The sequence below is a fragment of the Muriicola jejuensis genome (assembly GCF_010671595.1).
In the GTDB taxonomy this organism is placed as follows: domain Bacteria; phylum Bacteroidota; class Bacteroidia; order Flavobacteriales; family Flavobacteriaceae; genus Muriicola; species Muriicola jejuensis.
Window position 1 is genome coordinate 1,121,746 of sequence record NZ_JAABOP010000001.1, and the last position, 24,792, is coordinate 1,146,537.

Annotated in this window: 27 protein-coding genes; 7 read left to right on the forward strand and 20 right to left on the reverse strand. The window is 47.1% G+C overall.

Features of this window, described 5'->3' with window-relative positions:
* Nucleotides 1-28 precede the first annotated feature (28 nt).
* Entirely contained in the window at nucleotides 29-1,099 is a 1,071-nt protein-coding gene (trhO, locus tag GWK09_RS04990) for an oxygen-dependent tRNA uridine(34) hydroxylase TrhO (RefSeq protein WP_163691892.1), read from the reverse strand.
* Nucleotides 1,100-1,368: 269 nt separating this feature from the next.
* Between trhO and recA the strand changes: the two genes are divergently transcribed.
* From recA to GWK09_RS05010, 4 genes are all read left to right on the forward strand, one after another.
* On the forward strand, nucleotides 1,369-2,376 hold the full coding sequence (gene recA / locus GWK09_RS04995) for a recombinase RecA (RefSeq protein WP_163691893.1): 1,008 nt from the start codon (nucleotides 1,369-1,371) through the stop codon (nucleotides 2,374-2,376).
* Between the two features lie 67 nt (nucleotides 2,377-2,443).
* On the forward strand, nucleotides 2,444-2,863 hold the full coding sequence (locus GWK09_RS05000) for a hypothetical protein (protein ID WP_163691894.1): 420 nt from the start codon (nucleotides 2,444-2,446) through the stop codon (nucleotides 2,861-2,863).
* A 40-nt stretch (nucleotides 2,864-2,903) separates the two neighbouring features.
* A complete protein-coding gene (locus GWK09_RS05005; RefSeq protein ID WP_163691895.1) occupies nucleotides 2,904-3,434 on the forward strand; it encodes an RNA polymerase sigma factor in 531 nt (176 codons plus the stop codon).
* A 10-nt stretch (nucleotides 3,435-3,444) separates the two neighbouring features.
* Complete coding sequence (locus GWK09_RS05010) at nucleotides 3,445-4,896, forward strand: outer membrane beta-barrel protein (protein WP_163691896.1); 1,452 nt, start codon at nucleotides 3,445-3,447, stop codon at nucleotides 4,894-4,896.
* A gap of 95 nt (nucleotides 4,897-4,991) precedes the next feature.
* Here GWK09_RS05010 and GWK09_RS05015 read toward each other — a convergent pair whose 3' ends face one another.
* The gene (locus tag GWK09_RS05015; RefSeq protein ID WP_163691897.1) at nucleotides 4,992-5,732 is read right to left on the reverse strand and encodes a lysophospholipid acyltransferase family protein; all 741 of its coding nucleotides are present in this window, start codon (nucleotides 5,730-5,732) and stop codon (nucleotides 4,992-4,994) included.
* A 72-nt stretch (nucleotides 5,733-5,804) separates the two neighbouring features.
* Here GWK09_RS05015 and trpS point away from each other — a divergent pair, with 72 nt between their 5' ends.
* Nucleotides 5,805-6,773 (forward strand): tryptophan--tRNA ligase, encoded by a 969-nt coding sequence (gene trpS, locus GWK09_RS05020; RefSeq protein ID WP_163691898.1) that lies wholly within the window; start codon nucleotides 5,805-5,807, stop codon nucleotides 6,771-6,773.
* Between the two features lie 24 nt (nucleotides 6,774-6,797).
* Here the strand turns inward: trpS and dprA are convergent, their stop codons facing one another.
* Nucleotides 6,798-7,901: a DNA-processing protein DprA gene (gene dprA / locus GWK09_RS05025; protein WP_163691899.1), complete on the reverse strand. Its 1,104-nt coding sequence runs from the start codon at nucleotides 7,899-7,901 to the stop codon at nucleotides 6,798-6,800.
* Between the two features lie 58 nt (nucleotides 7,902-7,959).
* Here dprA and GWK09_RS05030 point away from each other — a divergent pair, with 58 nt between their 5' ends.
* Both GWK09_RS05030 and GWK09_RS05035 read left to right on the forward strand, forming a co-directional pair.
* Complete coding sequence (locus GWK09_RS05030) at nucleotides 7,960-8,949, forward strand: HU domain-containing protein (protein WP_239530674.1); 990 nt, start codon at nucleotides 7,960-7,962, stop codon at nucleotides 8,947-8,949.
* Between the two features lie 56 nt (nucleotides 8,950-9,005).
* Complete coding sequence (locus tag GWK09_RS05035) at nucleotides 9,006-9,515, forward strand: acyl-CoA thioesterase (protein WP_163691900.1); 510 nt, start codon at nucleotides 9,006-9,008, stop codon at nucleotides 9,513-9,515.
* Here the strand turns inward: GWK09_RS05035 and GWK09_RS05040 are convergent.
* The 17 genes from GWK09_RS05040 to porW form a co-directional block, all read right to left on the reverse strand.
* Nucleotides 9,504-10,391 carry an aldo/keto reductase gene (locus tag GWK09_RS05040; RefSeq protein WP_163691901.1) on the reverse strand — a complete coding sequence of 296 codons (888 nt, stop codon included), beginning with the start codon at nucleotides 10,389-10,391 and terminating at the stop codon, nucleotides 9,504-9,506. The genes GWK09_RS05035 and GWK09_RS05040 overlap by 12 nt on opposite strands.
* A gap of 10 nt (nucleotides 10,392-10,401) precedes the next feature.
* Nucleotides 10,402-11,631 (reverse strand): murein hydrolase activator EnvC family protein, encoded by a 1,230-nt coding sequence (locus tag GWK09_RS05045; protein ID WP_163691902.1) that lies wholly within the window; start codon nucleotides 11,629-11,631, stop codon nucleotides 10,402-10,404.
* Nucleotide 11,632: 1 nt separating this feature from the next.
* Nucleotides 11,633-12,433 carry a DUF4292 domain-containing protein gene (locus GWK09_RS05050; RefSeq protein ID WP_239530677.1) on the reverse strand — a complete coding sequence of 267 codons (801 nt, stop codon included), beginning with the start codon at nucleotides 12,431-12,433 and terminating at the stop codon, nucleotides 11,633-11,635.
* Nucleotides 12,423-13,337 carry a tetratricopeptide repeat protein gene (locus GWK09_RS05055; RefSeq protein WP_163691903.1) on the reverse strand — a complete coding sequence of 305 codons (915 nt, stop codon included), beginning with the start codon at nucleotides 13,335-13,337 and terminating at the stop codon, nucleotides 12,423-12,425. The genes GWK09_RS05050 and GWK09_RS05055 overlap by 11 nt, the downstream gene beginning before the upstream one ends.
* A gap of 30 nt (nucleotides 13,338-13,367) precedes the next feature.
* The gene (gene dut / locus GWK09_RS05060; protein ID WP_163691904.1) at nucleotides 13,368-13,802 is read right to left on the reverse strand and encodes a dUTP diphosphatase; all 435 of its coding nucleotides are present in this window, start codon (nucleotides 13,800-13,802) and stop codon (nucleotides 13,368-13,370) included.
* Entirely contained in the window at nucleotides 13,792-15,258 is a 1,467-nt protein-coding gene (locus GWK09_RS05065) for a lipopolysaccharide biosynthesis protein (RefSeq protein WP_163691905.1), read from the reverse strand. Before GWK09_RS05065 ends, dut begins: the two co-directional genes overlap by 11 nt.
* A gap of 55 nt (nucleotides 15,259-15,313) precedes the next feature.
* On the reverse strand, nucleotides 15,314-15,832 hold the full coding sequence (locus GWK09_RS05070; RefSeq protein ID WP_163691906.1) for a hypothetical protein: 519 nt from the start codon (nucleotides 15,830-15,832) through the stop codon (nucleotides 15,314-15,316).
* Between the two features lie 119 nt (nucleotides 15,833-15,951).
* Nucleotides 15,952-16,812 carry an ATP synthase F1 subunit gamma gene (gene atpG, locus GWK09_RS05075; protein ID WP_163691907.1) on the reverse strand — a complete coding sequence of 287 codons (861 nt, stop codon included), beginning with the start codon at nucleotides 16,810-16,812 and terminating at the stop codon, nucleotides 15,952-15,954.
* Between the two features lie 19 nt (nucleotides 16,813-16,831).
* Nucleotides 16,832-18,412 carry a F0F1 ATP synthase subunit alpha gene (gene atpA / locus GWK09_RS05080; protein ID WP_163691908.1) on the reverse strand — a complete coding sequence of 527 codons (1,581 nt, stop codon included), beginning with the start codon at nucleotides 18,410-18,412 and terminating at the stop codon, nucleotides 16,832-16,834.
* Between the two features lie 60 nt (nucleotides 18,413-18,472).
* Nucleotides 18,473-19,012, reverse strand: coding sequence for an ATP synthase F1 subunit delta (gene atpH, locus GWK09_RS05085; RefSeq protein WP_163691909.1), 540 nt, complete (start codon nucleotides 19,010-19,012; stop codon nucleotides 18,473-18,475).
* Between the two features lie 4 nt (nucleotides 19,013-19,016).
* Nucleotides 19,017-19,517 carry a F0F1 ATP synthase subunit B gene (locus tag GWK09_RS05090; protein ID WP_163691910.1) on the reverse strand — a complete coding sequence of 167 codons (501 nt, stop codon included), beginning with the start codon at nucleotides 19,515-19,517 and terminating at the stop codon, nucleotides 19,017-19,019.
* A gap of 80 nt (nucleotides 19,518-19,597) precedes the next feature.
* Nucleotides 19,598-19,789, reverse strand: a complete 192-nt coding sequence (gene atpE / locus GWK09_RS05095) for an ATP synthase F0 subunit C (protein WP_129606654.1) — start codon at nucleotides 19,787-19,789, stop codon at nucleotides 19,598-19,600.
* Nucleotides 19,790-19,850: 61 nt separating this feature from the next.
* Nucleotides 19,851-20,978 (reverse strand): F0F1 ATP synthase subunit A, encoded by a 1,128-nt coding sequence (atpB, locus tag GWK09_RS05100; protein ID WP_163691911.1) that lies wholly within the window; start codon nucleotides 20,976-20,978, stop codon nucleotides 19,851-19,853.
* Between the two features lie 114 nt (nucleotides 20,979-21,092).
* Nucleotides 21,093-21,491: a DUF6168 family protein gene (locus tag GWK09_RS05105; protein ID WP_163691912.1), complete on the reverse strand. Its 399-nt coding sequence runs from the start codon at nucleotides 21,489-21,491 to the stop codon at nucleotides 21,093-21,095.
* On the reverse strand, nucleotides 21,491-21,721 hold the full coding sequence (locus GWK09_RS05110; RefSeq protein WP_163691913.1) for an AtpZ/AtpI family protein: 231 nt from the start codon (nucleotides 21,719-21,721) through the stop codon (nucleotides 21,491-21,493). The genes GWK09_RS05105 and GWK09_RS05110 overlap by 1 nt, the downstream gene beginning before the upstream one ends.
* Complete coding sequence (locus GWK09_RS05115; protein WP_163691914.1) at nucleotides 21,699-22,163, reverse strand: bactofilin family protein; 465 nt, start codon at nucleotides 22,161-22,163, stop codon at nucleotides 21,699-21,701. Before GWK09_RS05115 ends, GWK09_RS05110 begins: the two co-directional genes overlap by 23 nt.
* 5 nt (nucleotides 22,164-22,168) lie before the next feature.
* Nucleotides 22,169-24,721: a type IX secretion system periplasmic lipoprotein PorW/SprE gene (gene porW / locus GWK09_RS05120; RefSeq protein WP_163691915.1), complete on the reverse strand. Its 2,553-nt coding sequence runs from the start codon at nucleotides 24,719-24,721 to the stop codon at nucleotides 22,169-22,171.
* Nucleotides 24,722-24,792 lie beyond the last annotated feature (71 nt).

The window sequence follows — 24,792 nt, forward strand, 5'->3', positions numbered from 1 at the left end:
AATTCTTACAGGTAAAGATACTATTTTTTTAATGTGAAGTAAAAATGGTCCTGGCCGACTCTTCCGGTGTCTTTTTGTAAAGCAATGCCTCAGAGCGCCCTTTTTTGAAGATCTTGTTGCTTTTGGATTTGCCCTTTCTGAGTTCCTTTTGAACCTCCTCCGGCAAGGCATGGATCTCCTTGCATTCCGCGGAACAACACTGATCCATCTTCTCTGCACAGGATTCGCACTGAATAAATAGCAGGTGACACGCCTCATTGGCACAGTTCACATGGGTGTCGCAGGGTTGTCCGCACTGATGGCAATTAGAGATGATATCCTCGGAGATTCGCTCACTTCTTCTCTGGTCGAAAACGAAGTTTTTCCCCATGAATTTGTTTTCCAGCCCTTTGGCCATAACCTGCCGGGTGTAATCAATGATACCCCCTTCTAGCTGATAGACCTGTTTGAATCCCTTGTGCTTGTAATACGCACTTGCCTTTTCACACCGGATACCGCCGGTGCAATACATCACCAGTTTTTTGTCTTCTTTGAACTCCGAGAGCTGTTCTTCTATAATATCCAGGGAGTCCCTGAAAGTATCCACATCAGGAGTGATGGCATTCTTGAAATGACCGATCTCGCTCTCGTAATGATTGCGCATGTCTACCAGAAGGGTGTTGGGGTCCTCAATGAGCTCATTAAATTGCTCTGCCCCTACGTGAATCCCCTTGTTAGTAACATCAAAAGTGGCATCGTTTAACCCGTCTGCCACGATCTTGTCACGCACCTTGATCTTAAGTTTCAGGAAGGATTTGTTATCCTGTTCAATGGCGATGTTCAACCGTACATTTTCGAGGAATGTAATACTGTCCAGATGCGCCTTCAGGGCGTCGAAGTTCTCAGCCGGAACAGAGAGTTGCGCGTTGATACCTTCATGGGCCACATAGATCCTGCCCAGGACTTCCAGGGCATCCCAGGCCAGAAAGATATGGTTCCGAAAGATCTGAGGGTTCCCGATGTGTGCGTACTTGTAAAAGGAGATGGTGAGTCGGTCTTTGCCGGCCTCTTCAATGAGACCTTCCCTTTCCTTCGCACTTAATGTATTGTACAGTTGCATGCTATACCGTAATTAAGGTGAATGAAACTAAAGGACAAAAATACAACTTTTAACAGCAATCAAATAAAAAAGGGCCCTGAATATCAGGACCCTTAGTGATCACTTTAAGGAAATTCTCTTTTCCATAGTAGTCAAAACCAATAAAGTGAACAAGAATGAATAATGCTTTTTGAGTAGATGTGATAATTTCAAAAAGGTTGCTTTTCTGATTGTTATATGCAAAAAGAAGTGGTAATTTAGTCACCCTTTTAATACAAGAAACAGAAGACATGAGCAGTGAGAAAGAAGCCAAGTTAAAAGCCCTGAAATTGACCCTGGACAAACTCGATAAGACCTATGGGAAGGGGGCTGTGATGAAGATGGGAGATCATGTGGTAGCGGATGTAGAGGTAATTCCCTCCGGCTCGCTCGGTCTCGACATTGCCCTGGGAGTTGGTGGTTATCCAAGGGGCAGGGTCATCGAGATATACGGCCCTGAATCATCGGGAAAGACCACCCTGACGTTGCATGCGATCGCAGAAGCTCAGAAGAACGGCGGAATCGCGGCCTTTATAGATGCCGAACACGCCTTTGACCGTTTTTATGCCCAAAAACTGGGGGTGGATATAGACAACCTCATTATTTCACAGCCCGATCACGGGGAACAGGCACTGGAGATCGCAGACAACCTGATTCGTTCAGGAGCTATTGACATCGTGATCATAGATTCTGTGGCAGCCCTTACCCCAAAGAGCGAGATAGAAGGGGAAATGGGGGATTCCAAGATGGGACTGCACGCCCGACTCATGTCCCAGGCCCTCAGGAAACTGACGGCATCTATAAGCAAGACCCACTGTACGGTGATCTTTATCAACCAGTTGAGGGAGAAGATCGGGGTTATGTTCGGTAATCCAGAGACAACCACAGGAGGTAATGCCCTTAAATTTTACGCCTCCGTCAGGCTCGACATCCGCCGGTCTACCCAGATTAAGGATACCGACGGAAATGTTCAGGGGAATAAGACCCGGGTAAAAGTGGTCAAGAACAAGGTCGCACCTCCTTTCAAGACCGCGGAATTCGATATCATGTACGGGGAGGGAATCTCCAAGATAGGGGAAATACTCGATCTGGGCGTGGAATTCGAAATCATCAAAAAGAGCGGTTCCTGGTTCAGCTACGGTGACACCAAGCTGGGACAGGGCAGGGATGCGGTGAAGGTCCTCTTACAGGACAACCCGGAACTGCTGGAGGAACTCGAGGACAAGATCAAAGAGGCCATCACCGCCATAAAGGTCTAAGCCTTTCCCTCAGAGCACAAAGCAACCCTTATCCCTTTATTTCATCTTAAGGAAAACCTGTAATGAGATGAGCTTAAAGAAATCCATACCCTTGTTGCTTTGCTTCGTTGTATTCGGGCTTTCTTCCTGTAAGCTGGAAGATGACCGTGTCAATTTCAGATTTGTCCCTTTGCAAATTTTAAGCGCTGACGTTCCTGAGGCCTTCGAACTCAATGAGACCTATGAGATCAGGGTACGATACCTGCGCCCCAGCGCCTGTGTGTTTTTTGAGGGATTTGATATCACCAAAGAAGGAGTTACCACCAGAAATGTAGTGGCAATTGGCACCGATTTCTACGATGAAGTTTGTACCCAGGCCGTGGAAGAACAAGAAGCGTCCTTCAATTTTATCTGCCTCTATGAGGATACCTACCTGTTCCGATTCTGGACCGGGGAAGACGAAAACGGAAATCAACAGTATTTAGAGGTGGAAGTCCCCGTGAACTGATCCTCATTACGGGCACAGGGATCAAAATCTGACCAACATTTTGGATCTGAAAAAGCTCATACATCGTTGCATTAAAGGAGACAGGAAAGCGCAGGAGCAGCTTTACCGGAAGTATTCCGCTGTCCTTTTTGGACTGTGTTTGAAGTATTCCCGAAATAAAATGGAGGCTGAAGATAACCTACACGACAGTTTTTTAACCATCTATGACAAAATAGACCAGTTTGAGTTCAAAGGTTCCTTTGAAGGTTGGTTAAAGCGGATCACCGTGAACACGGTTCTGCAGAAATACAGAAAAGAACAGTATATGAATGTGGTCTCCGAAAACATAAAGGAAGAGGAGGAGTTGGAATATGAATATGCAGACGTCCAACTCTCTACCTTGCTGCAATACGTACAGGAGTTGCCGACCAAGTACCGCCTGACCTTTAACCTGTACGTACTCGACGGGTACACCCACAAAGAGATCAGTGAACTGCTGGGCACATCCACCGGGACTTCCAAGTCTAATCTCTCCAGGGCCAAAATGATCCTGAAGGAAAAACTTAAGAAAGAAAACATCAACATTGCTTAATTCCACGGGCATGAAAAAGAAAGATATAGAAAAGGTATTCCAGGAAAAGCTAAAGGATCACAGTGAGATCCCGGAAGAACAGGTCTGGGAGCGCATATCCGCTTCTCTGGATAACAAAAAGAACAAACGAAGGATCATTCCCATTTGGTGGCGGATAGCCGGAGTGGCTGCTTTGCTCCTTGCCGGGTTATTCCTCTTCCTCCCTTCCGGGAACCAGACCACTTCAGAAGAACCTGTTACCAAGACAACTACAGAATCTCCCGTGGTCCAGGAGCCCGGGAATGTGGTCCCTGAAAAGATGGAAGAGGAAAGTAACTCCATCCTTGCCTCTGAAGAGAATTCAGTGAAAGGAAAAGAACCTGAGAATCAGGAAAATGATGCCCCGACTATTGCCAACGAAGAGACCCTTAGGAATTCCCTCCCTTCTAAAGAGTCGGAATTCGCCAAAAACGATGTGCCTGTAACCCCGGAGCACCCCTTGACAGAGGATCCACTTCAGAAGTATGCCAATAAATCTGATATTTCGGATATCGCACAGCTGACACCCACTGTAAAGCAGAATGCGCAAATGGATTCTCAGGCACCTGCACCCACGGAAGATATTTTGGCCCGGAACAGTAAAAAAGAGCCTGCAGAAGACGAGTCGAATGCAATACAGCTCACGGAAAGCAATAAACCCCCCATCTTGGATGCCATTGCTGCCCAGGAAGAGGAACTTTCAGAAGAGACCTCGGCCAAACGATGGGAAGTTGGTCCGAGGGTAGCCCCGGTCTACTTCAGCTCCCTGGCCCAGGGATCCCCTATTCACTCCAGTTTCCGGGACAATGCGAAATCCGGGAATGTGAATATGAGTTATGGAGTGGCGGTAACCTATGAACTCGGAAAACGATTGAAAGTAAGGTCTGGGGTACACAGGGTCGATTTTGGCTATGACACCCAGGATGTCTCTTTTTCTTCCTCCCTCAACGCCAATACGAATGGGATCATCAACAACATCAATTACAACCTGAGTTCCAGGAATCTGGTGGTCAGGAGCAACACGAATAGCGGAAAGGTGGACCTGGAAAATGCACAGGATGTGGCGGGTCCTGATCCTTCCCTTAACGGCAAGATGGTGCAGGAGTTCGGATACCTCGAAGTCCCTTTGGAACTGACCTATGAGATCCTGGACAGAAAGGTGGGAGTAAATCTGGTAGGTGGGGTTAGCTCACTCTTCCTCACGAACAATACGGTGGTTCTTGAGGCCAATGGAAATACTACGGAGATGGGTGAAGCGAACAATATAAACGACCTGAATTTCAGTACCAATTTTGGAGTAGGCTTCTCCTATCAGATCAATGACCGAATAAAACTCAACCTGGAACCCATGTTCAAATATCAGCTCAATACCTTTTCAGATACCTCTGGAAACTTTCAGCCTTTTTCCATGGGCATCTATTCCGGTCTTAATTTCAGGTTTTAAGAAGTTGGTTAGGTTGGTTGCTGCCTTCTCAGTAACCCTGAGGCACCCCGTGACTTTGCGGGGTGTTTTTTTACAGGGTATTTGTTTTGAAAAGCTCATGCACCCTGCTTTAATTTTTTCAGCATAAACTCCCTCGTTGAATCCCTTAAAGGGATCGCCTGCTTTTCTGTCAGGGTTTCGGTCTGGATAAAAGGGTATACGGTTACCTTCAACCTTCCGGGTCCTCCTTTGTTCAATGAGAAAGGGAAACGTTTTTTGGCATCAAAGAATATCATGGGGACGATGGGTATTTTATGTGAGATCCCTAATTTAAACGCTCCGTCCTTGAACTGGTCGAGGATCACATCCTCTGGCGGTACCCCTCCTTCGGGGAAGATACAGATGCTCAAACCCTGGTCAAGCCTGCGCTGAGCCCTGCGGTAAACCCCCATCCTGCTATTGCTGTTATCCCGATCTACCATGATACAGACCCTTTTGTAAAAGAATCCGAAAATTGGGATGTTCACCAGTTCTTTTTTTCCAACGAAGACGAATGGGTTTCTGCTCACCTTCAGCATGAGCATGATATCGAGCATGCTGGTATGGTTAGCGATCAACATATAGCTTTTCCCTCTGATGAGCTTATCTTCATAGCGTATGTTCGGGAAACAGCCCATGCCATACAGGATCAGGTTGGCCCAGATGTTCCTGGCCAGCCAGAAGAACTGCGGATAGGTTCGTTCCGAAAGGGTGAAGGCAACAAGAATGGGAAAAAAGACTATTATGGGGATGGCCACCAGTACATAAAACCAAATGCGATACAGCAATCGACCGGCGCTGAGGATTCCCTTTACCATAGAATCAAAAATAACAATTTTAGCAGGGTTCTAGGATTTCTTTTACTTTTGTCATTCCTTACCGGAAGGCGTATGGCAAGAATATTAACAGGCATTCAGAGCACAGGCACACCGCACCTGGGAAACCTCCTGGGAGCTATCATCCCCGCTATTGAAATGGCAGGGGATGCCGAGAATGAATCCTTCCTCTTTATCGCAGATATGCATTCGCTCACCCAGATCAAGAACGGGGAGGAATTGAGGATGAATACATATGCCACCGCAGCGGCCTGGTTGGCTTTTGGCCTTGACGTGAATAAAACCGTTTTTTATCGGCAGAGCGATGTCCCTCAGGTCACGGAATTGGCCTGGTACCTGAGTTGTTTCTTTCCCTACCAGCGCCTGACTCTGGCTCATTCCTTCAAGGATAAGGCAGACCGACTGGGAGATGTCAATGCAGGTTTATTTACCTATCCCATGCTGATGGCGGCAGACATTCTGCTTTACGACGCAGATATTGTACCTGTGGGCAAGGATCAGCTGCAGCATCTGGAAATGACCAGGGACGTTGCAGCTCGCTTTCACACACAGCTGGGGGAAACCTTTGTGATGCCTGAGGCCAGAGTAAAGGAAGAGACCATGTATATCCCGGGTACGGACGGGGAAAAAATGAGCAAAAGCAAGGGAAATCTCATCGATATCTTCCTCCCTGAAAAACAGCTGAAGAAACAGATCATGGGGATACAGACAGACAGTACCCCACTGGAAGATCCCAAGGATCCGGACAAGGACACCGTTTACACCCTGTATTCCCTCCTGGCGTCCCCTTCTGAAGTAAAGGAGATGCGGGAAAACTACCTTCGTGGGAATTATGGGTACGGCCACGCTAAAAAGGCGCTTTTCGAATGTATTCTTACCAAATTTGAGGCTCCGCGAAAAAAATTCACTTACTACATGGAGCACCTCTCTGAGATAGACGAATTACTTCATCTCGGTTCACAAAAGGCACAGGGAGTAGCAAATGGCGTCCTGCTCAGGGTTAGAGAGAAACTGGGGTACTGATCCTAACAGTCGGTTCCTCACAGCTCATATAGGTTCAAAATATTTTCCAGGCAAAGGACGAACCACCCCTTTCATTTCAAGGGAGAGCAGGACCGAAGCCGTCCGGCCTACGGCCAGGCCACTTTTCATAGCGATGTCATCCAGTTTTGACTTTCCGGCTCTTTCCAATTCGGCTAATACCTTCTGTTCGGTACTATCTAATTGTACAAATAGCTTTTTCTGTATTCCGGAAGGAGGAGATTCCTCAAGATCCCAGTTGAGGTGGTAGATCAGGTCAGCGGCAGAGGTCAGCAGATGGGCTTTTTGCGTCCTGATTAAATGGTTGGTCCCCGTACTGAATTGATCTTCCGGCCTGCCGGGAACGGCGAAGACATCCCTGTTATATCCGTTTGCCATTTCTGCCGTGACCAGACTTCCCCCTTTTTCCGCCGACTCAATGACCACGGTGGCAGCACTCATCCCCGCAATGATGCGGTTCCTCTTCAAAAAATTGTTCTTCTCCGGTTTGCTGTCACTCCAGAACTCTGTGAGGAAACCCCCGTTCTTTTCCATAGACCTGCAATATCTCTCATGTGCCCTCGGGTATATCTGATTGAGACCATGTGCCAGGCAGGCTATGGTCTGCAGCCCGGATTCAACAGCTGCCCTGTGCACGCTGATGTCCACTCCATACGCAAAACCGCTTACGATCACTGGATCAAGGGACTTTAACTCTTGGACGATCCTCCTGCAGAAGTCGCCCCCTTGTCTGGTCATATTCCTGGTGCCCACAATACTGATGACCTTTTTCCCCTTAAGGTCGATATGGCCCCTGGTAAAAAGTATCAAAGGTGCATCGGGACAGTGATTGAGATATGGGGGGTACCGGTCATCCGAAAAAGGGATCACCTCAATCCCCTGCTCGGACGCAAAACGCAACTCTTTTTCTGCCATTCTTTGGTATCGCGAGTCATACAGGTGATGGGTGATGGTCTTCCCAATTCCCTTGAGCTTCAGCAATGTGCTCCTTTTCTCCCCAAAAACTTCTTCTGCACTACCGCATCGAAGGATGAGTTTCCTCGCTGAGATCTCACCTATATTGGGTATGGCCTGCAGCCTGAGCAAAGAAATTACCTCCTCATTCCTCATCTCGCATCTTCAATTTCTCATTTAAAAAATAGTCTAAAAGTAATGTTGATAAAAAGTGATGCCCCATTTTGAAGCAGGTCTATTTTTTTCCATCTTTGTCCTGATGAGTGCTGCTGAATACATACAGGAACTTCTTTACAGGTATAATTGCGTTGTTATTCCGGAATTCGGAGCCCTGCTAACGCATGTAAAACCAGCCTTCATCGATAGCTCAACTAATACCATCTATCCCCCTTCTAAAGTATTGTCCTTCAATAGTCAGTTAAAGACCAATGACGGATTGCTCATCTCCTATATGGCTGAAGCGGAGAAAACGTCCTATGAGGAGGTTCAGAAAAAATTAGCCGTAAAGGTAGAAGGCTGGAAAGCACAATTAAAGCAGGGACAACCATTGGTTCTCGAAAATATCGGATCCTTTAAGCCTACGAAGGAAGCAAAACTGATATTTCAGCCTGCCAGAAATACCAATTATCTCACTTCCTCCTTTGGTCTGAGTTCGATAATCAGCAAACCCGTATTAAGGGAAGTTCTCAAACAGGAGGTCGAGGAACTCGAAGAGAAAGTGCCCTTTATAATTACCCGGGAAGAAAGACAAAAGAGCCAATTCAGACCACTGCTCAAATATGCAGCCATCATTTTCATTGCTTTGTCTGCGGGATTTAGCGGATACCTTACCTACGATCAGGCCCGGTTCAATTCAGCTCTTTCCCAGCAAAAGGCTCAGGAAATCATTTCCAACAGCATTCAGGAAGCTACCTTTTTCGACACTAAACCCCTGGAATTACCCGTATTCCGTATTGAGGTTGAAAAGAATGTAAGAAAACATCACCATATCATCGCCGGGGCCTTCAGGGAGAAAGACAATGCAGACAGAAAAATTCGCCAGCTCAGGGATAAGGGTTACGACGCTTTCTATGTTGGGCAGAATAAATTCGGTCTTTACCAGGTGGCCTTTGAAAGCCATGACGACCCCAGGGAAGCCCTTGAAGCCCTGAAGAGGATACGGGCGGCCGAATCCAGGGATGCCTGGCTCCTTTCGGTAAAATAAATTTCTGTCCTTTTCCTGCCTATCTTTAGCTCGTATCTTTGCCAAAAGCTAATTTCATGAATCCTAAGACGCCCAGTGATTCCAGGACCGTTATGACTGACCTGGTCCTTCCCAGTGAAACCAACCCTCTAAATAACCTCTTCGGAGGCGAATTGCTGGCCAGGATGGACAGGGCAGCCAGTATCACTGCAAGGAGGCACAGCCGGAGAGTGGCTGTAACGGCTTCCGTAAATCACGTGGCCTTTAACAGGTCCGTGCCCCTCGGGAGTGTCGTCACACTTGAAGCGGCCATTTCCCGAACTTTCAGGACCTCCATGGAGGTGTATATAGACGTGTGGATGGAAGATCGGGTCAGTGGCGAAAGGACCAAGGCCAACGAGGCCATTTATACTTTCGTGGCCGTAGATGAAACGGGAAAACCGACCCTGGTACCGCCGATCGTTCCGGAGACGGAAATAGAAAAGGCCCGATTCGACGGGGCTTTGAGGAGAAAGCAACTCAGCCTGGTCCTCGCCGGGAAAATGAAACCCCACGATGCAACGGAACTCAAAGCCTTATTTGTTTAATTGCCTGATACAAAAATTCCAGCCTTTTCTTATTATGGAGGGAAAATCCATGGCCCTCGGATGGGGGCCAAATCGTTTTTTCCTGTCCAGACCATCCAGATAATTGAGGTCATCCGTAGTTAGTTCAAAATCGAATACCTGAGCATTGGCAATGATCCTTTCCTTATTCCTGGATTTAGGTATGGTCACCACCCCTTTCTGAATATCCCATCGCAAAACGATCTGCGAAACGGTCTTGCCGTACTTTTTTGCCATTTCCTGAAGTTCAGGGATCTGAAAAATGCGTCCCTGCATCAGAGGAGACCAGGCTTCGTATTGTATTTGGTTATCCCGGCAAAAATCGACCAAATCCTGTTGAACCAGATAGGGATGAAACTCCATTTGATTAACCATGGGCGTGATGGAGGAGCTATCCAGGAGGTTTTCGAGGTGATGTTTCAGAAAATTACTCACTCCTATAGCCCTGACCTTCTTTTCGCGATAAAGTGTCTCTAAAGCCTTCCAGGTATCTTTGTACTTGCCCCGGACGGGCCAGTGGATGAGGTAAAGATCCAGATAGTTGGTATCCAGCTTTTTTAAACTGCTTTCGAACGCCCGCATGGTCGCATCATGTCCCTGGTCGGCGTTCCAAACCTTACTTACGAGAAAGACCTCTTCCCTGGGAACACCACTAGCCTTTATTCCGGTGCCCACGCCATCTTCGTTCTGATAGATCGACGCCGTGTCTATGTGTCTGTATCCGGCCTCCAGGGCCCATTTAACAGCGTTGATCACCTCATCCCCATCCCGGGTTTGCCATACTCCCAGGCCGAGGTAAGGCATCTTTACTCCATTGTGGAGCGTGAACCCTCCTTTGATGTCCGTGATATTCTTCATGCCTTCTATTTTAAAGCTGATAGATCCATTCCTCAGGGTTAAGTCTGGCAGCATCCCTGTACAAATAGAACTTCAATTGTGTTAGTCCGTTCAGCTTGTTGGTAAAGATCTCCCCCAGTTCTTCCTTTGCAGTTACCTTATCCCCTTTTTTGACATAGAGATTGCCCAGGTTGTAATAAACACTTATATAGTTTCCGTGTTTTACCTGAACCCCTTTGCCCCCGCCGGGGACAGCCATGATAGCGATCACTTCCCCTTCAAATACAGCCCTGGCCTTAGCTCCTTCCTCCGTTGCGATGATGACTCCGTTGTTCTGGTGCTTTATCCCCGGATAGACCGCATCACTGTAGATACCGAAGCCTTGTCTCTTGATCCCTTTTTCCACCGGCCATATCAGTCGGCCTTTGTTCGCCGAGAAATTATTGGCGATAATTGCAGCTTCAGGGGTAAGTACAAACTTGCTGGTGTTAGACGTATTGCCCGCTTCCTTATTTGAGGCAGCGATCGCGCTTCGGATCAACCTTTCGATCTGCTCATCTATCTTTTTAGCCTCCGCTTTTTTCTTGTTGATGGCCGCAGCGTAGTTACTCTCATTTTGCCGGATGGTTTTAAGCAATCCTTTTTGCTCGTCCATCTCTTCAAAGAGTTCCTTCCTGGCCGCTTTGTTCTCCGCGATCAGGACCTCCTTTTCTTTGCGTTGCTCAGTGAGTTCATTATTCAAGGCGATGAGGTCATCCGTTTTTTTAGCTATCTGCAATCCCTGCTCTTTCCTGTACTGTGTGTATTGTTTCAGGTATTGAAGCCGTTTAAAGACCTGGTAAAAGCTCTGGGAGGAAAGGAGGAACATCAATCTGCTTTGCTGAGATCTATTTCGATAGGACTTTCGGATCATTTGTGCATATTCATCCTTGAGGATCTCCAGGTCCTCACGCAGCTTGGCAATATTCCTGATATTGGCATTGATCTGTCTGCTCAGCAGGTTGGATTGCTGATTGGTGACCCTGATCAGTTGTTGCCTTACGTTGATCTTCTGGTCTAACAATTCCAGCTGATCCAGTACCGTGCCCCTCTGTTTTCGCTCAGCGAAGAGCAGGCGGTTCATCTCGCTGATCTCTCGCTGCAGTTGTTCTCTCTTGGCCTCCAGGGCCTTTTGCTCATTGGTCTGAGACCAAGCCGAGGAGATCGAGAAGGCGAGAAAGGCGAAGAGGATAAAAAGCCGGTGTGCTGTAAACGTCCTCATATCAATTCAACACGATCTTTTCATATCCACTTGGGATCTTGTACGGAAAACTGACTTTGGTATTGAATTCGATATTGCGATATTCTATATCGATCACATTCCGCTGATCGTTGTCTATCGCCACTATGCCGACAGTATTGGGTACTATCTTCTTGTTCTTTTCCTGGTAATCCTTGTATCTGATCTCGAGGAGCCTTTTTTGCAGGGGCTGGGAGATCTGCTGGGAGGCCAACTTGAAGTTGTTCGGATTCACGGTAAAGAGGATTTTGAAAAGGTCGAGACTCCTGACCGGCTTCAGTTCGTATGTCGATGTATTAGTAGAAACTTCGTACTTCTCATCCCGAAGGTCATATAAGGCTTCCCCCAGCAGGAGGTTTTGAACTTTTTTAAAATCCAGTTCGGTCCCTAGCAACTTGCTCAGGTATTCAAAACTGCCATCGAAATAGTTGTTTTCCAACTTGTTGTAGAAAGACACACGTCCCGGAGTGATGATCGCCTTGACAACCCCCAGGGGAGCGCTCAACCAAATGGCCTTGTCTTTCTCCATTCTCAGGCTCACGCCCAGAGTCTGGCTGGATTCACCATCTGAATACGATATCCTCAATTTCCCGGTCAGCGTACGGAAATCAACCTGGTTCTTGTAGTGATTCCGGATGATCGTCCTGGCCGTGAGGTTTTCATCGAATGTCTTATCAGTAAGCAGTTTAGTCGACTTACATGAAGACATGGCCGCTATTAGCAGCAGCCCGTATCCGGCCATGGCAGCAAATCTGTACGCCTTCTTCATCATCTTAAGATCCATTCTTTAACTTGCTAAGATACATATTTGCTTTATCGGTATCCCCCAGCCCCTGGTAGGCAAGGACGAGTTCTTTGTAGAACTTATTTTTCAGATCCTCATCATTCGTCAAAAAATCCAACCCCATTAGAAGATATTCTTCTGCAGATCGAAATTGCCCGAGCCCGTTCAGGGCAACGCCCTTTGTAAAATAGAAAAAGGGTTGAAGCGGATAAGCCTCAAGAACCTCAGTCGATCTTATCTCCAATTGGCTGTACTGTCCTTTGTCGAGAAGACCCTGTAATTCTCCTACCAATTCGAGGTAGGGATTATCCTTTGCCTTTTCCCCATCAACGGACTCTGTATCTAAATTGTTGTCCTTCATGGCGAGAGAATCTGCGATTCGAGCTTGAAGACCTCTGGTCAGCTCGTTCTTTTGAAGATCCTTGAGGAGGCTGTTAGCCAGATCGTATTCCCCTTTATCGACCAGGATACGGGCCAGGTTCTCTCTCAGTTCAGTATGTTCATAGGGCAATTGTCTTTTCATAGCATCCAGGTCCAGGGAACGGTAATATATCATGCTAACGTACGTATTGAGATACCAGAGATTTGCCGGTTGTTTTCTCAAGGCCTCCAGGGCAAACTCCTGTGCGATCCCCATCTGGTTGTTGAGCTGGTACATTTTAGCCAATTCATGGTCCACCACAGGGCTCTCAGGGTCCATTTCCTTGCATTTCAACAGGGCGTTGATCGCTTTGTCATAATTCTCGATCCCTTTCTGTTTAAGGGCCTCGAAAAAGTATTCCTGAAATTCGTCCGTGTAGTCCTCCAGGAATATTTCGGCACTTTCTTCCTCCTGAGCAATACCCGGTAGGGGTAGCCATAGGCATAAGAACACGAAATATTTGATGAGTCTAACCCATTTCATAGCAGTAGCGATTCTGTCCTTTCCAGATGATCAGCGAGTCCCGGTACTTCCGAAGCCTCCCGAACCCCTGCTTGTCTGGGACAATTCCTCAACCTCGACCCAACTGGCGCGTTCGTGCCTGGCGATGACCATCTGTGCGATACGTTCCCCATCTTCAACGACGAACGCCTCCTGGGATAGGTTTACAAGAATCACGCCAATTTCCCCCCGATAATCGGCATCAATGGTCCCCGGAGTATTGAGCACGGATATCCCGTGTTTGGCAGCCAATCCACTTCTGGGCCTTATCTGAGCTTCGTATCCTAAAGGCAATTCCAGGAATAATCCCGTTTTGATCACCTTCCTTTCCAGTGGCTCCAGCCGAACAGGCTGATCGATATTCGCCCTGATATCCATCCCTGCAGAGGAATCGGTCTCATATCCGGGTAAGGGATGGCGGGATGTATTAATGATCTTAATCTTCATTTCCGATAAATATTCTTCTTAGGAAAGCGTACTCCATCCTGTAAACCAAGAGTAAAAATACTAAAAGGAAAATGGATCCGATCAGGATATTCCGATTAAAAACATAGAATGAGAGGCCTGAAAAGAGTATTGAAATCCCCAAATAGAAACAGATCTTCCTGAAATTGTAAGGTATGGGATAATACTTTTTCCCCAGGTAATAGGAAAGGAGCATCATACTCGCATAAGCCGCCAGGGTGGCATAAGCAGAAGCGTAATACCCAATTGTGGGAATAAAGAGGTAATTGATGGCGATGGTAATGATGGCACCTGCTATTGAAATATAGGCTCCAAAACGCGTCCGGTCCGTAACTTTATACCAGACGGACAAATTGTGATAGATCCCCAGGCAAAAACTCGCCAGAATGATAACGGGAACCACGGGCATCGCTTCCCAATAATCCGAATTCCTGACGATTAGAACTTTGAGGGGATCGGCAAAAACGACCACCGCAAGCAGGATCACACTGCCCAGGACCACGAAGTAATTCGTTATCTGTGCGTATGCCCTCTGGGGGTTTTCGGATTTGGAATGGCTGAAGAAAAAAGGCTCTATCCCCAGCCTGAATGCTGTGGCGAACAAGGTCATGAACAAAGCGATCTTGTAACAGGCCGAATACTTGCCAATCTCACTTTTGGCAATACCTGCAGGAAGCAATTCAGAGAGCATGATACGGTCAAAGACCTCATTGATCGTAAAAGCAATTCCGGCGATCATCACAGGCAGGCCATACCTTATCATCCGGGACCAAAGGGCTTTGTCAAAAGTATAGGCTCGCAATCGGTAGCTGGGGAACATCAGTGCCAGGGTAAGGGCGCTGGCGATCAGGTTGGATATGAATATGTAGGAGATCTGAAAATCCTCTACGTATATACTTCCGAAAAATCCATCAGGACGGTCCTTGGATAAACCTGGCAGGATGAGTAAAAAGAACACATTGAGTCCGAGATTGACGGCCACGTTCAGGATCTTGATCACCGCATAACGCTGCGGTTTTTGCATGGCGCGCAACATAGCAAAAGGGATAATGGCGAGGGCATCCAGGGCGAGGATCAGGATCACATAAGTAATATACTGTGGCTCGATGTTCAGCCAAATGGCCATTTGTTCCCTGATGAGAAGCGCTAAAATGGTAAAGGTGGCCGTGGTTCCCCCTAGGGAGATCAGGGCGGTAGAGGTGACACGTGCGGGTTTCTCATCACTGTTATAAAATCTGAAGAAGGCCGTTTCCATCCCATAGGCCAGTACCACATTGAAAATAGCGAACCAGGCAAATATCAGGGTAACCTCACCGTATGACCCCGTAGGCATTACCTCGGTGTAAAGCGGAACCAGTATGAAAGACAACATCCTGGGTAAGACCGTAGCCAATCCGTAGATAAAGGTTTGCTTGAATAACTTTTGAAACAGACTCAACCGCTGGGATGTTAGGTAAGGTTTAAATTTAGGTAATTCGAGTCTGCCTGCAAAGTTAGTTTTGCGGTCTCGATGGATATTGCCTGGGCGTTTTTTCTTTGATCCCGCTGATTTTATAGTAACGTGACTTCCTTTTCCCTTCCAGCCTGTATTCGAGTACAGCCTCGTCTCCTTTTAATTCGAATGGGAATTCTTCTCCTTTCTCCTTCAGTAAAGCAGGAGGTTGATTACCCACTTCTTCCATTGGATCTGCATGCATAATAATATCCTTAGATGCCGGAGGGATGTTTCTTTGGTATTCACAGATCAATACTGTACTTCCATTTTCTACTTTGTTATGAGGGATCATTTGATGCCCCCTGAAATAGACTTTTTCAAAATGGATGTCAGAAGGCAGCCCGTCTACTGGGATCTCAAGGGTAAACCCGGAACCTCCTTCCGGTCTGCCGGCAGCGAATTCCTGGCAGGTTGGATTCTTTATGGTAAATGGAGCTTGTTCCACCAATTTTTTCTGGGAAGAACAACCAAATAAACCTAAAATGAGAACGATAGTGTACAAAGGCAATTTCTTCATAAGACAGTCCTTTTTTAAAACAGTATTCAATAGTAATGCCAAAAGTAGGTATTCCCGGGATTGGAAAAAAAGAAACCCCGGAAAGGTCCGGGGTAATGTTTTATATTGAGCAGCAATCCTTACGCGTTCAAGGCCTCTGCACCCCCTACGATCTCCAGGATCTCGTTGGTAATGGCTGCCTGACGTGCTTTGTTGTAAGTCAGTTTTAACTGGTCCCTGAGCTCTGATGCATTGTCAGTGGCCTTGTGCATGGCGGTCATACGGGCACCGTGCTCACTGGCAAATGAATCCCTTACCGCCTTGTACAACTGGGTTTTAAGCGACTTAGGGATGAGTTCCATGACGATCTTCTCCTTTTCCGGTTCAAAGATATAATCCGTAGAACTCCTGTTTTCTGAAGTCACAGGAACGATAGGGAGAAATTGCTCCGTCATCAGGATCTGAGTGGCCGCATTCTTGAATTTATTGTAGACCAGCACGATCTTATCATAAGATCCGCTGATAAAATGCTCCATCAGTTCTTCGGCGATCTGCGCAATATGGTCGAACGTAAGATCATCATATACCTTACTGTGATCCGCAACTACCGTATTTTTCTTTTTCAACTGGTCAAAACCTTTCTTCCCAACCGTCAAAAAATGAACTTCCTGATCTACGAATGTATTGGATTTCAATGAAATGCTCTCCTTGATAACATTCGAATTGAAAGCGCCGCACAATCCCCTGTTTGAGGTAATGGTTACGATCAATACCTTCCTGACCGGCCGTTCCTCGGCAAAGGAACTCCCTGTATCTGCATCCAGGCTTCCGCTGAGATTCTGAAGGAGTTCTGTGAGTTTATCGGCATACGGGCGCATGGCCGTAATGGCATCCTGAGCCTTTTTCAACTTTGCAGCCGACACCATTTTCATGGCGCTGGTGATCTGCATGGTAGAGGATACCGAGGCTATTCTGTTCCGTATTTCCTTTAGGTTTGCCATAATTCAGACTACTGCTTTCTTATCCTTTGTACTTCTTTACCAGATCCTTGCAGACAGCGGTCAACGTCTCGGTCACCTCATCGGTAAGTTTGCCTGCCTTCAGGGTGTCCAGTACATCCCTGTGCTTGGCGTTCAGTATTTCCAGGTAGTCCTGTTCAAATTGCTTTACTTTTTCAACCGGCACGTCCCTGAGCAGGTTTTTGGAACCTGCGAAGATGATCGCCACCTGATCTTCTACAGTAAAAGGATCGTTCTGGGCCTGCTTCAGGATCTCCACGTTCCTTCTTCCTTTTTCGATCACGTTCAGGGTTGCTGCATCCAGGTCTGAACCGAACTTGGCAAATGCCTCCAGTTCGCGGAACTGGGCCTGGTCAAGTTTCAGTGTTCCTGCCACTTTTTTCATGGACTTGATCTGGGCAGATCCTCCAACCCTCGAAACCGAGATACCCACGTTGATCGCTGGTCTTACTCCCTGGTTGAAAAGGTCTTGCTCCAGGAATATCTGGCCATCCGTAATGGAGATCACGTTTGTGGGGATATAGGCAGAAACGTCACCAGCCTGTGTCTCAATAACGGGAAGTGCGGTCAAAGACCCTCCTCCTTTTACCATAGGCTTCAGGACGTCCGGAAGGTCATTCATATTCTTGGCGATAGAGTCGTCATTGATAACCTTGGCAGCTCGCTCCAGCAACCTCGAGTGGAGGTAGAAAACGTCTCCCGGATATGCTTCTCGCCCCGGTGGACGCCTGAGCAAAAGGGAAACCTCGCGGTAAGCCACCGCTTGTTTCGACAAGTCGTCGTAAATGATCAGAGCAGGTCGGCCTGTGTCACGGAAATACTCACCGATCGCAGCTCCGGCAAAAGGTGCGTATACCTGCATAGGTGCAGGGTCAGATGCATTTGCTGCCACAATGGTCGTATAGGCAAGTGCTCCTTTGTCCTCCAGGGTTTTTGCGATGTTCGCAACCGTGGAAGCTTTTTGCCCGATGGCCACATAGATACAATATACAGGATTACCAGCGTCGTAGAATTCCTTCTGGTTGATGATGGTATCGATACAGACGGTTGTCTTTCCGGTCTGACGGTCACCGATCACAAGCTCCCTCTGACCGCGTCCGATCGGGATCATGGCGTCTATAGCTTTTATACCGGTCTGAAGGGGTTCGTTTACAGGCTGGCGGAAGATAACACCGGGTGCTTTTCGCTCCAGAGGCATCTCATAGGTCTTCCCTGATACAGGACCTTTTCCGTCAATAGGATTTCCGAGGGTATCCACTACCCGGCCTACGATGCCTTCACCTACGTTGATGGAAGCGATACGCTGAGTCCTTTTTACGGTAGTACCTTCCTTGATCTCTCTGGAAGGTCCCAGTAAGACCACCCCAACGTTATCCTCTTCCAGGTTCAGAACGATCCCTTCAAGGCCGCCTTCGAATTCGACCAATTCGCCGTATTGAGCATTGGAAAGGCCGTATACGCGTGCAATACCGTCACCGACCTGAAGGACGGTTCCTATTTCATCCAAAGTTGCCTCGGCCTGAAAGCCAGATAATTGCTTCTTCAAGATTGCTGATACCTCAGCGGCTTTAACTCCTGCCATATGTTTCTAAATATCTGTCGGAGCCTTTGGAAATTATTTTCCCGGGTCCGAAATTAAAATTTATACGCTTTTTGTAAACTCTCTTTTAATGGTATTCAACTTGTTGGCAATACTCGCATCGTATTGCAGGTCGCCGATCCGAAGGATGAATCCCCCCACGATCGTCTCATCAATTTTATTCTTTAGTATGACCTTGTTCCCTGTAAGTTTAGTAACCTCTTTCAAAACCCTTTTTTCAAGGTCACCGGATAAGGGAACAGCCGTTGTCACAAATGCCACCCCTTCACCCTTCAGGTCTTCATTTAGAATGATATATTTCAGGGCTACTTCATTGAGGAGGTTGATCCTCCTGTTCTGGAACAAGAGATCAAAAAGGCCTGCTGTGATCGTGTCGCACCCTTTAAAAATAGCCAGCAATGCATTTTTCTTAACCTCGGCTTTCAATACCGGGCTGCTCAGCATCTCCCTCAGTTCCTTGCTCCCGCCAATGGTTTCGACAATAGACCTCATATCCCCTTCGAGGACGTCCGTCTTCTTTTTCTCCACGGCAAAGTCAAGGACCGCCTTGGCGTAGCGCGCTGCTGCTCTTGCTTCGTTCATGTGATTAATTCAGTTTTATATCCCCCAGCATATCATCGACCAGCTTCAGTTGCTTGTCCTTGTTGGCCAATTGGTCCTTCAGGATTTTCTCCGCAATCTGAACTGACAGGTCGGCGACCTGGCTCTTGATCTCGGCTACGGCTGCCTTTTTCTCACTTTCGATGGTGGCCTTGGCCTGAGCGATGAGTTTATCTCCTTCCTGCTTGGCCTGATCCCTGGCGTCTGCTACCATCTTTTCTCTGATCTCTCGGGCTTCCTTCAACATGGCCTCGCGCTCGCCCCTGGCTTCCTGCAACAGTTTTTCACTGTCTGCTGTAACGTTCTGCATCTCCTTTTTGGCATCCTCAGCGGCTGCAAGGGCATTTTTGATCCCTTCTTCCCTGTCATTGATCGCATTCAGGATGGGCTTCCAGGCAAATCTGTACAACAGGTAAAGCAGTATCAAAAAGAGGAGCGTTTGCCATACAAACAGGCCAAACGAAAAATCATTGATCAGTTTTTCCATGAAATGTTGTTTTTTACATTCAATTTTAAACTAAGGAGGGCCATAACCAACCGTTATGGCCGCCTCCTTAAGCTGGTGTGTTACACGGCAAAAAGGGCCGCGAAACCAATACCTTCAATAAGCGCCGCTACAATAAGCATCGCTGTTTGAATCTTACCGTAAGCCTCAGGCTGACGCGCGATCGCCTCCATGGCAGAACCACCGATCCTACCGATGCCGATACCAACGCCGATTACTACCAAACCTGCACCTACCATTACTGGAATTTCCATACTCTATCTAGTTTAAAATTAAAATTCAATTCACTTAATAAATTCTTTTGCCGATCGTCCCTTACAGATGGGCCAACTCGGGTTCTTCTTCATGATCGTGCTCCTCAGAGGCAAAGCCAAAGTAGAGTGAGGACAACATGGTGAAGATATATGCCTGTAGCAAAGCGACCAGAACTTCTATAAGGGTAATCGCAAATGCCAGGAAAAATGACAGTGGACTGCCTATCCAACTCTTAAAAATGAACATCAACCCGATCAGGCTCATCAAAACGATGTGTCCTGCCTGCATATTGGCATACAAACGGATCAGGAGGGCGAAGGGCTTGATGATAAGTCCAAGTAATTCTATGGGGACCAATATGATATAGATGGGGATTTTCCCATACCAGGGCATGGCGTCTCCCAGGGGATCCACCAGGTGCTTCCAGTAATCCTTGGTGCCGGTGAAATTGGTGATCAGGAAGGTCAGCAGGGCCAGGCCAAAGGTTATGGCGATATTTCCGGTAACGTTGATCCCGAGCGGTGTAAGCCCGAACATATTGAGGAACCAGATAAAAAAGAAAATGGTCAGCAAAAAAGGCATATACTTCCTGTACCTTTTTTCCCCTATGGTAGGCCTGGCAATATCGTCCCGGATATAGATCACAATGGGTTCAAAAAACCTGCCGGCCCCTGTTGGCACTCCGTTGTTCTTAGCGTAGGACCTGGCCAGGCTGGAAAACAGCCAGAGCATCAACGCCCCGGTGATGATCATCATTACCACATTCTTGGTAATCGAAAAGTCAATAGGTTTGGCGTTGGTGACATGCCCTTCCTCATCGTGGTTAAGATTCCCTTCAGCATCTGTCTTGTAAATCTTACCGTGTTCGAGCGCGTAGTAGTTTCCGCCTGCCTCTGCTATAGTTTCTCCATGGTGGAATTTGGAAGAGGAAAAGACTTTCAAACCTTCGTCCCAAAGGATGACAGGAAGTGGAATGCCCACATACACGTGTTCCCCGTTATCCTCAGTATAAGAAAAGATGGAGAAGTCATGGGAGTCCTTGAGGTGGTGATCGATGTATTCCTTGATCTCTGTCTTGATGTCCTTCTTTGAACCCTCAGGGGATTCCTCCTTGGCAGACACTTCAAATCCTGAAACGGACAAAAAGGTGCAGAGCAGTAAAATTTTAAGAGTAAAAATGGTTCTCATAGGGCCGTAAAATGCGGGTCTCTAAAAATCGGTGCAAATGTAAGCTATTCTCCCAAAAAGAAAAAAGCATTTGTCCGTTTATTTTAGACCCCGCCAACAGGGGCCTGAAGCCCGTTATTCCTTTGGCGAACTGAGAAGTATTTTAGAGGCATAGGCGGTTTCAAAAATCAAGCAGATAAGGTAGGGGATAAAGAAGGCTCCGAACTCCGATCGCGTAACGATTCCGTCTGTTCGATATTCAGGATAGAAGACGATGAAGAAGACGAGAAATTTTATAAGGCTTCCCCCCATATAGAGAAATCCGATCTGGTTCTTGTACTTTTCTCGCAACCCGTAAAGGAGCAAAAAAATCCCGGCTGCGAGGAGGAAATTCACGTAATAGGAGGTGAATAGCATGTCTGAACCCCTCTCGATGTTTGCGTAGTCCTGCCAAAGTAGATGCAGCCAGAAGGAAAGGAGAAGGACAGAAATTAAAAGGGTCAAAAACGCGATGACCAATCCGGGAAGCCTCATCAATATTTTATTCGTTTAAGCTGAAGTAGGACCACATAAATAGCGATGGCCACCCCGAGGATGGTCGCTATGGCAGTAAAAATCCTTTTTTCCGTCTGGTAATGCTCGTCCAGCCATATACCCCCCTGTGCCGCCAGGTATATGATCAGGCCCATTTCGATCCCGATACCGGATAAAACAGCTATATTCTTGAGCGGATTATTCCCCTTAGGAGGCTTTTGCTGGTTCATTCTTACTTTGGACTGCCGTCGCTTTAAAAGCGGAAGTGGAAGTACCCCCTGACTCTGTTCCCGCCGTGGTATTCACGCCACCTTTCCCCTTCATGGAACAGGAAGCATTGAATGTAGCCCCCGGCTCAACAGCCAGTTTGGCCACCGTAACTGTCCCTTCGATCAGGGCAGAGGATTTGAGGGTAAGGAGTTCAGAGACGAGCAATTCCCCATTGAAATTGCCTTCGATGTCAGCATTGAGACATTCTACCTTTCCGTTGATGTAGCCGTCCTTTCCGATGACTACTTTTCCGGAGGTCTTCAGGTTTCCGTTGAGTTTGCCATCGATCCTGAAATCAGCCTCAGAGACGATGTCTCCTTTGATCTTGGTATGTTTTTCTATTCTGTTGGGTTGTCCTCCTGTTTCTGTCATAGCTTTAGGTTTTTTGTTATCTGAAAACATGGATTCTAGGGTTTTGGGGTTAAATTGAGTCTTCTGTAATCTTCAAGATTCTTGTGTATTTGTACGGTTTTATAGTTCGCAGCTAAAATTACGAAATTCTCATGACGGATCCGGTAATCTTTGTTGTTTTTTAGCAGTTCCACATATCCCAAAGCATAGTCCTTTGATCTGAATCCGTGTACCACAACGAATTCATCTTCAAGGTTATAGATGTCCTTGGAAACCTTGTTAGAATATCTTAGGTCTTTCATGGATTCCTTTAGCCGGTTCATGAGTTTTACAGCGGCTTCGTCATTACTTCTTTTGAACGGAAAGACCACTTTCCAATTACCACCGGTATCATCGATACCCGAAACAAACCCGTTGGGTTCCAGTTTGGGCAATTGTTCGGCAACCATCTCCTGGGCCTTTTTACCTTCAGCCTGGTTGGGATAGTTAAGGGCCACGTAATTGAGGGCTTCCCTAAATTCCTTGAATCCCTGCAGCCTTCCAATGGCCGTTGCCTTGAGCATCTCGAGTTTAGGTACGATCGGGTCTCCAGTAAACCGGTTGATGGATTCTTCTGCTCCAGTGATCACCCTGAGGAATTCCTGTTGTTCGAAAAGTTCGAACAACCTCGCGTATTGGGCTTCCGGACTGTCCTCGGACGCTTCCAGGACCGCCCTGGGGTTCAGAAGGATCTCCGCGTATCGCGAACTGGGATGGTTGGTAATGATGTTGTCTTTCATCCCCGCCGCAAGCGGACTTTCAACTTCCTCGTAGATCTTGTATAAATTATATTTGGATGGGAGGATCAATCGCTCTTCTGGATCAGAGCTCAGCACTCTTTCAAGTTTAACGGCTGCCAGCAGATTCTCCTTGAATTTCTCCTTGTAAATAAGCCCCAGCTGATAATTGGCGAAATTCCTTTCCCTCTGGAGGCTATCGATAATTTCAACATCCGTAGGTACTTTGCTCAGGTAATATTCCAGAGAATATTTCTGGTCCTCCGTCAATGAACTTATGGATTCATTGCCTCCAATAGCCTCTGTAGAAACGATCTCCGAAGCTTGACCGGAAGCCCTGTTGCTCCATCTCCAGTTGTCCTCCAGGGTCCTGTTGCCCCATCGTCGCTTGAATTCGGTCTTCCCATACCCAAGGCTGGAAATATTGTAAAAATAGAATTTGCCTTTATTCTCCTTGCCCCCTTTGGAAGCGCCAAAAGCCGCAAACCCGGCCTCCAGTGTGGCTTCCTCCTTCGCAATTTTCTCCTCAGCCTGTGCTTTTAATTGGTCTATATACTCCTGAAAGAAGGTTTCCCTTTGGGAGGGTGACATCTTATAAAGGGCGATCACACTGTCTGCATACTGAACCGTGCCTTCATAGGTGATTACATCCTCCAGATTGTTCCGCTTCTTGAGAATTGCCCGGTATTTCTTGGTGTTTTCCGGCAGATTGGGCAGCACGCTGTCATAATAAGCCCCGGCTGTATTGTATTCGCTTCTATCAAAGTGGTACTCTGCCATATCTTCGTAATTCAAAGCGAGCAGTTGCAGAGAATTCCTGGCGATCCTCAGGGATTTGTTATAGTACGCCAGGGAGAGGCTGTCCTGGTTTAGCGTATTGTGATAGACGGCGATCTGCCTGTAGATCTTGTCGAGGAAAGGGCGATTCTCACGATCTTCTTCCAACCAGGTGAGGTATTCCAGCAATTCCTCCCTGTTGTGATCCGTGATCTCCGTATTCATCAGTTTCTGAAGATGAGCGTTTACCCAATAAACCCTGGGGGTGCTTCGCTTCAGTCTGATGATCTGGTCAAAGGCCAGATTAGCGCTGTCTTTATACCCCAGCTGATTGTAAAGCTGGCCTATGATAAAGAAATATCTTCCCTTTTCCGAGTTTTTTCCGGTATATGCCGTGGCAATCTTCAGCTGTTGGACGGCAGTGTCAGGTGCCTTGAGGTTGATATAGGCCTGTGCCATCATCGCCCTGGCATCAGCGTATTCCTGGTCCTTCAGGCGTTCGAGCCTCATCAATCGCTTCAAATTCTTTATGGCGAGTTCTTCATTGGAAAGCCGGATATTGGTCTTTTCGCGCCAGATGGTTGCTTCATTCAGTTTGTCGCTGTCCGAGTATTTCTGTAATACATAGTTAAAGGCTTCCAGGGCAGGCACATATCGCTGGTCAAAATAGCGGGCTTTTCCAAGCAATAGAAAGGCTTCGTCTGTCTGAGGATTGCGCTCCTCCCCCCCGATTTCCATACTGTGTTTTTGTATGGCTTTTGTGGCTTTATCTTCTGCCCTTTCAAAATTCGGGTTGTTATCCTCAGAATCGAGTTTGATATCATCGGTAACCTCCAAACGCTCTACTGGAAGTACCTCCCAGTAGTTGTCCCGATAAGATTCGTTGAGTTGCTCCCTTCCTTCCTCAAAAGCCAGGTTGCCATTGTAGAGCACATTGTATTTGGTATTCAGGGCATGCCAGTTCCTGTTCACAAAGGCGTCCTTTTTGGTGGAGCAGGAACTCACCAAAACGATCCCTGCGAGGCAAAGGGCGTGAAAAGTATTTCGAAGCTTCAAATTTCGCGATGTTCGTCCCTATTGTAAACTCCAAAAGCACCCGTTTAGTATGTCCCTTCTCGATTAAATGC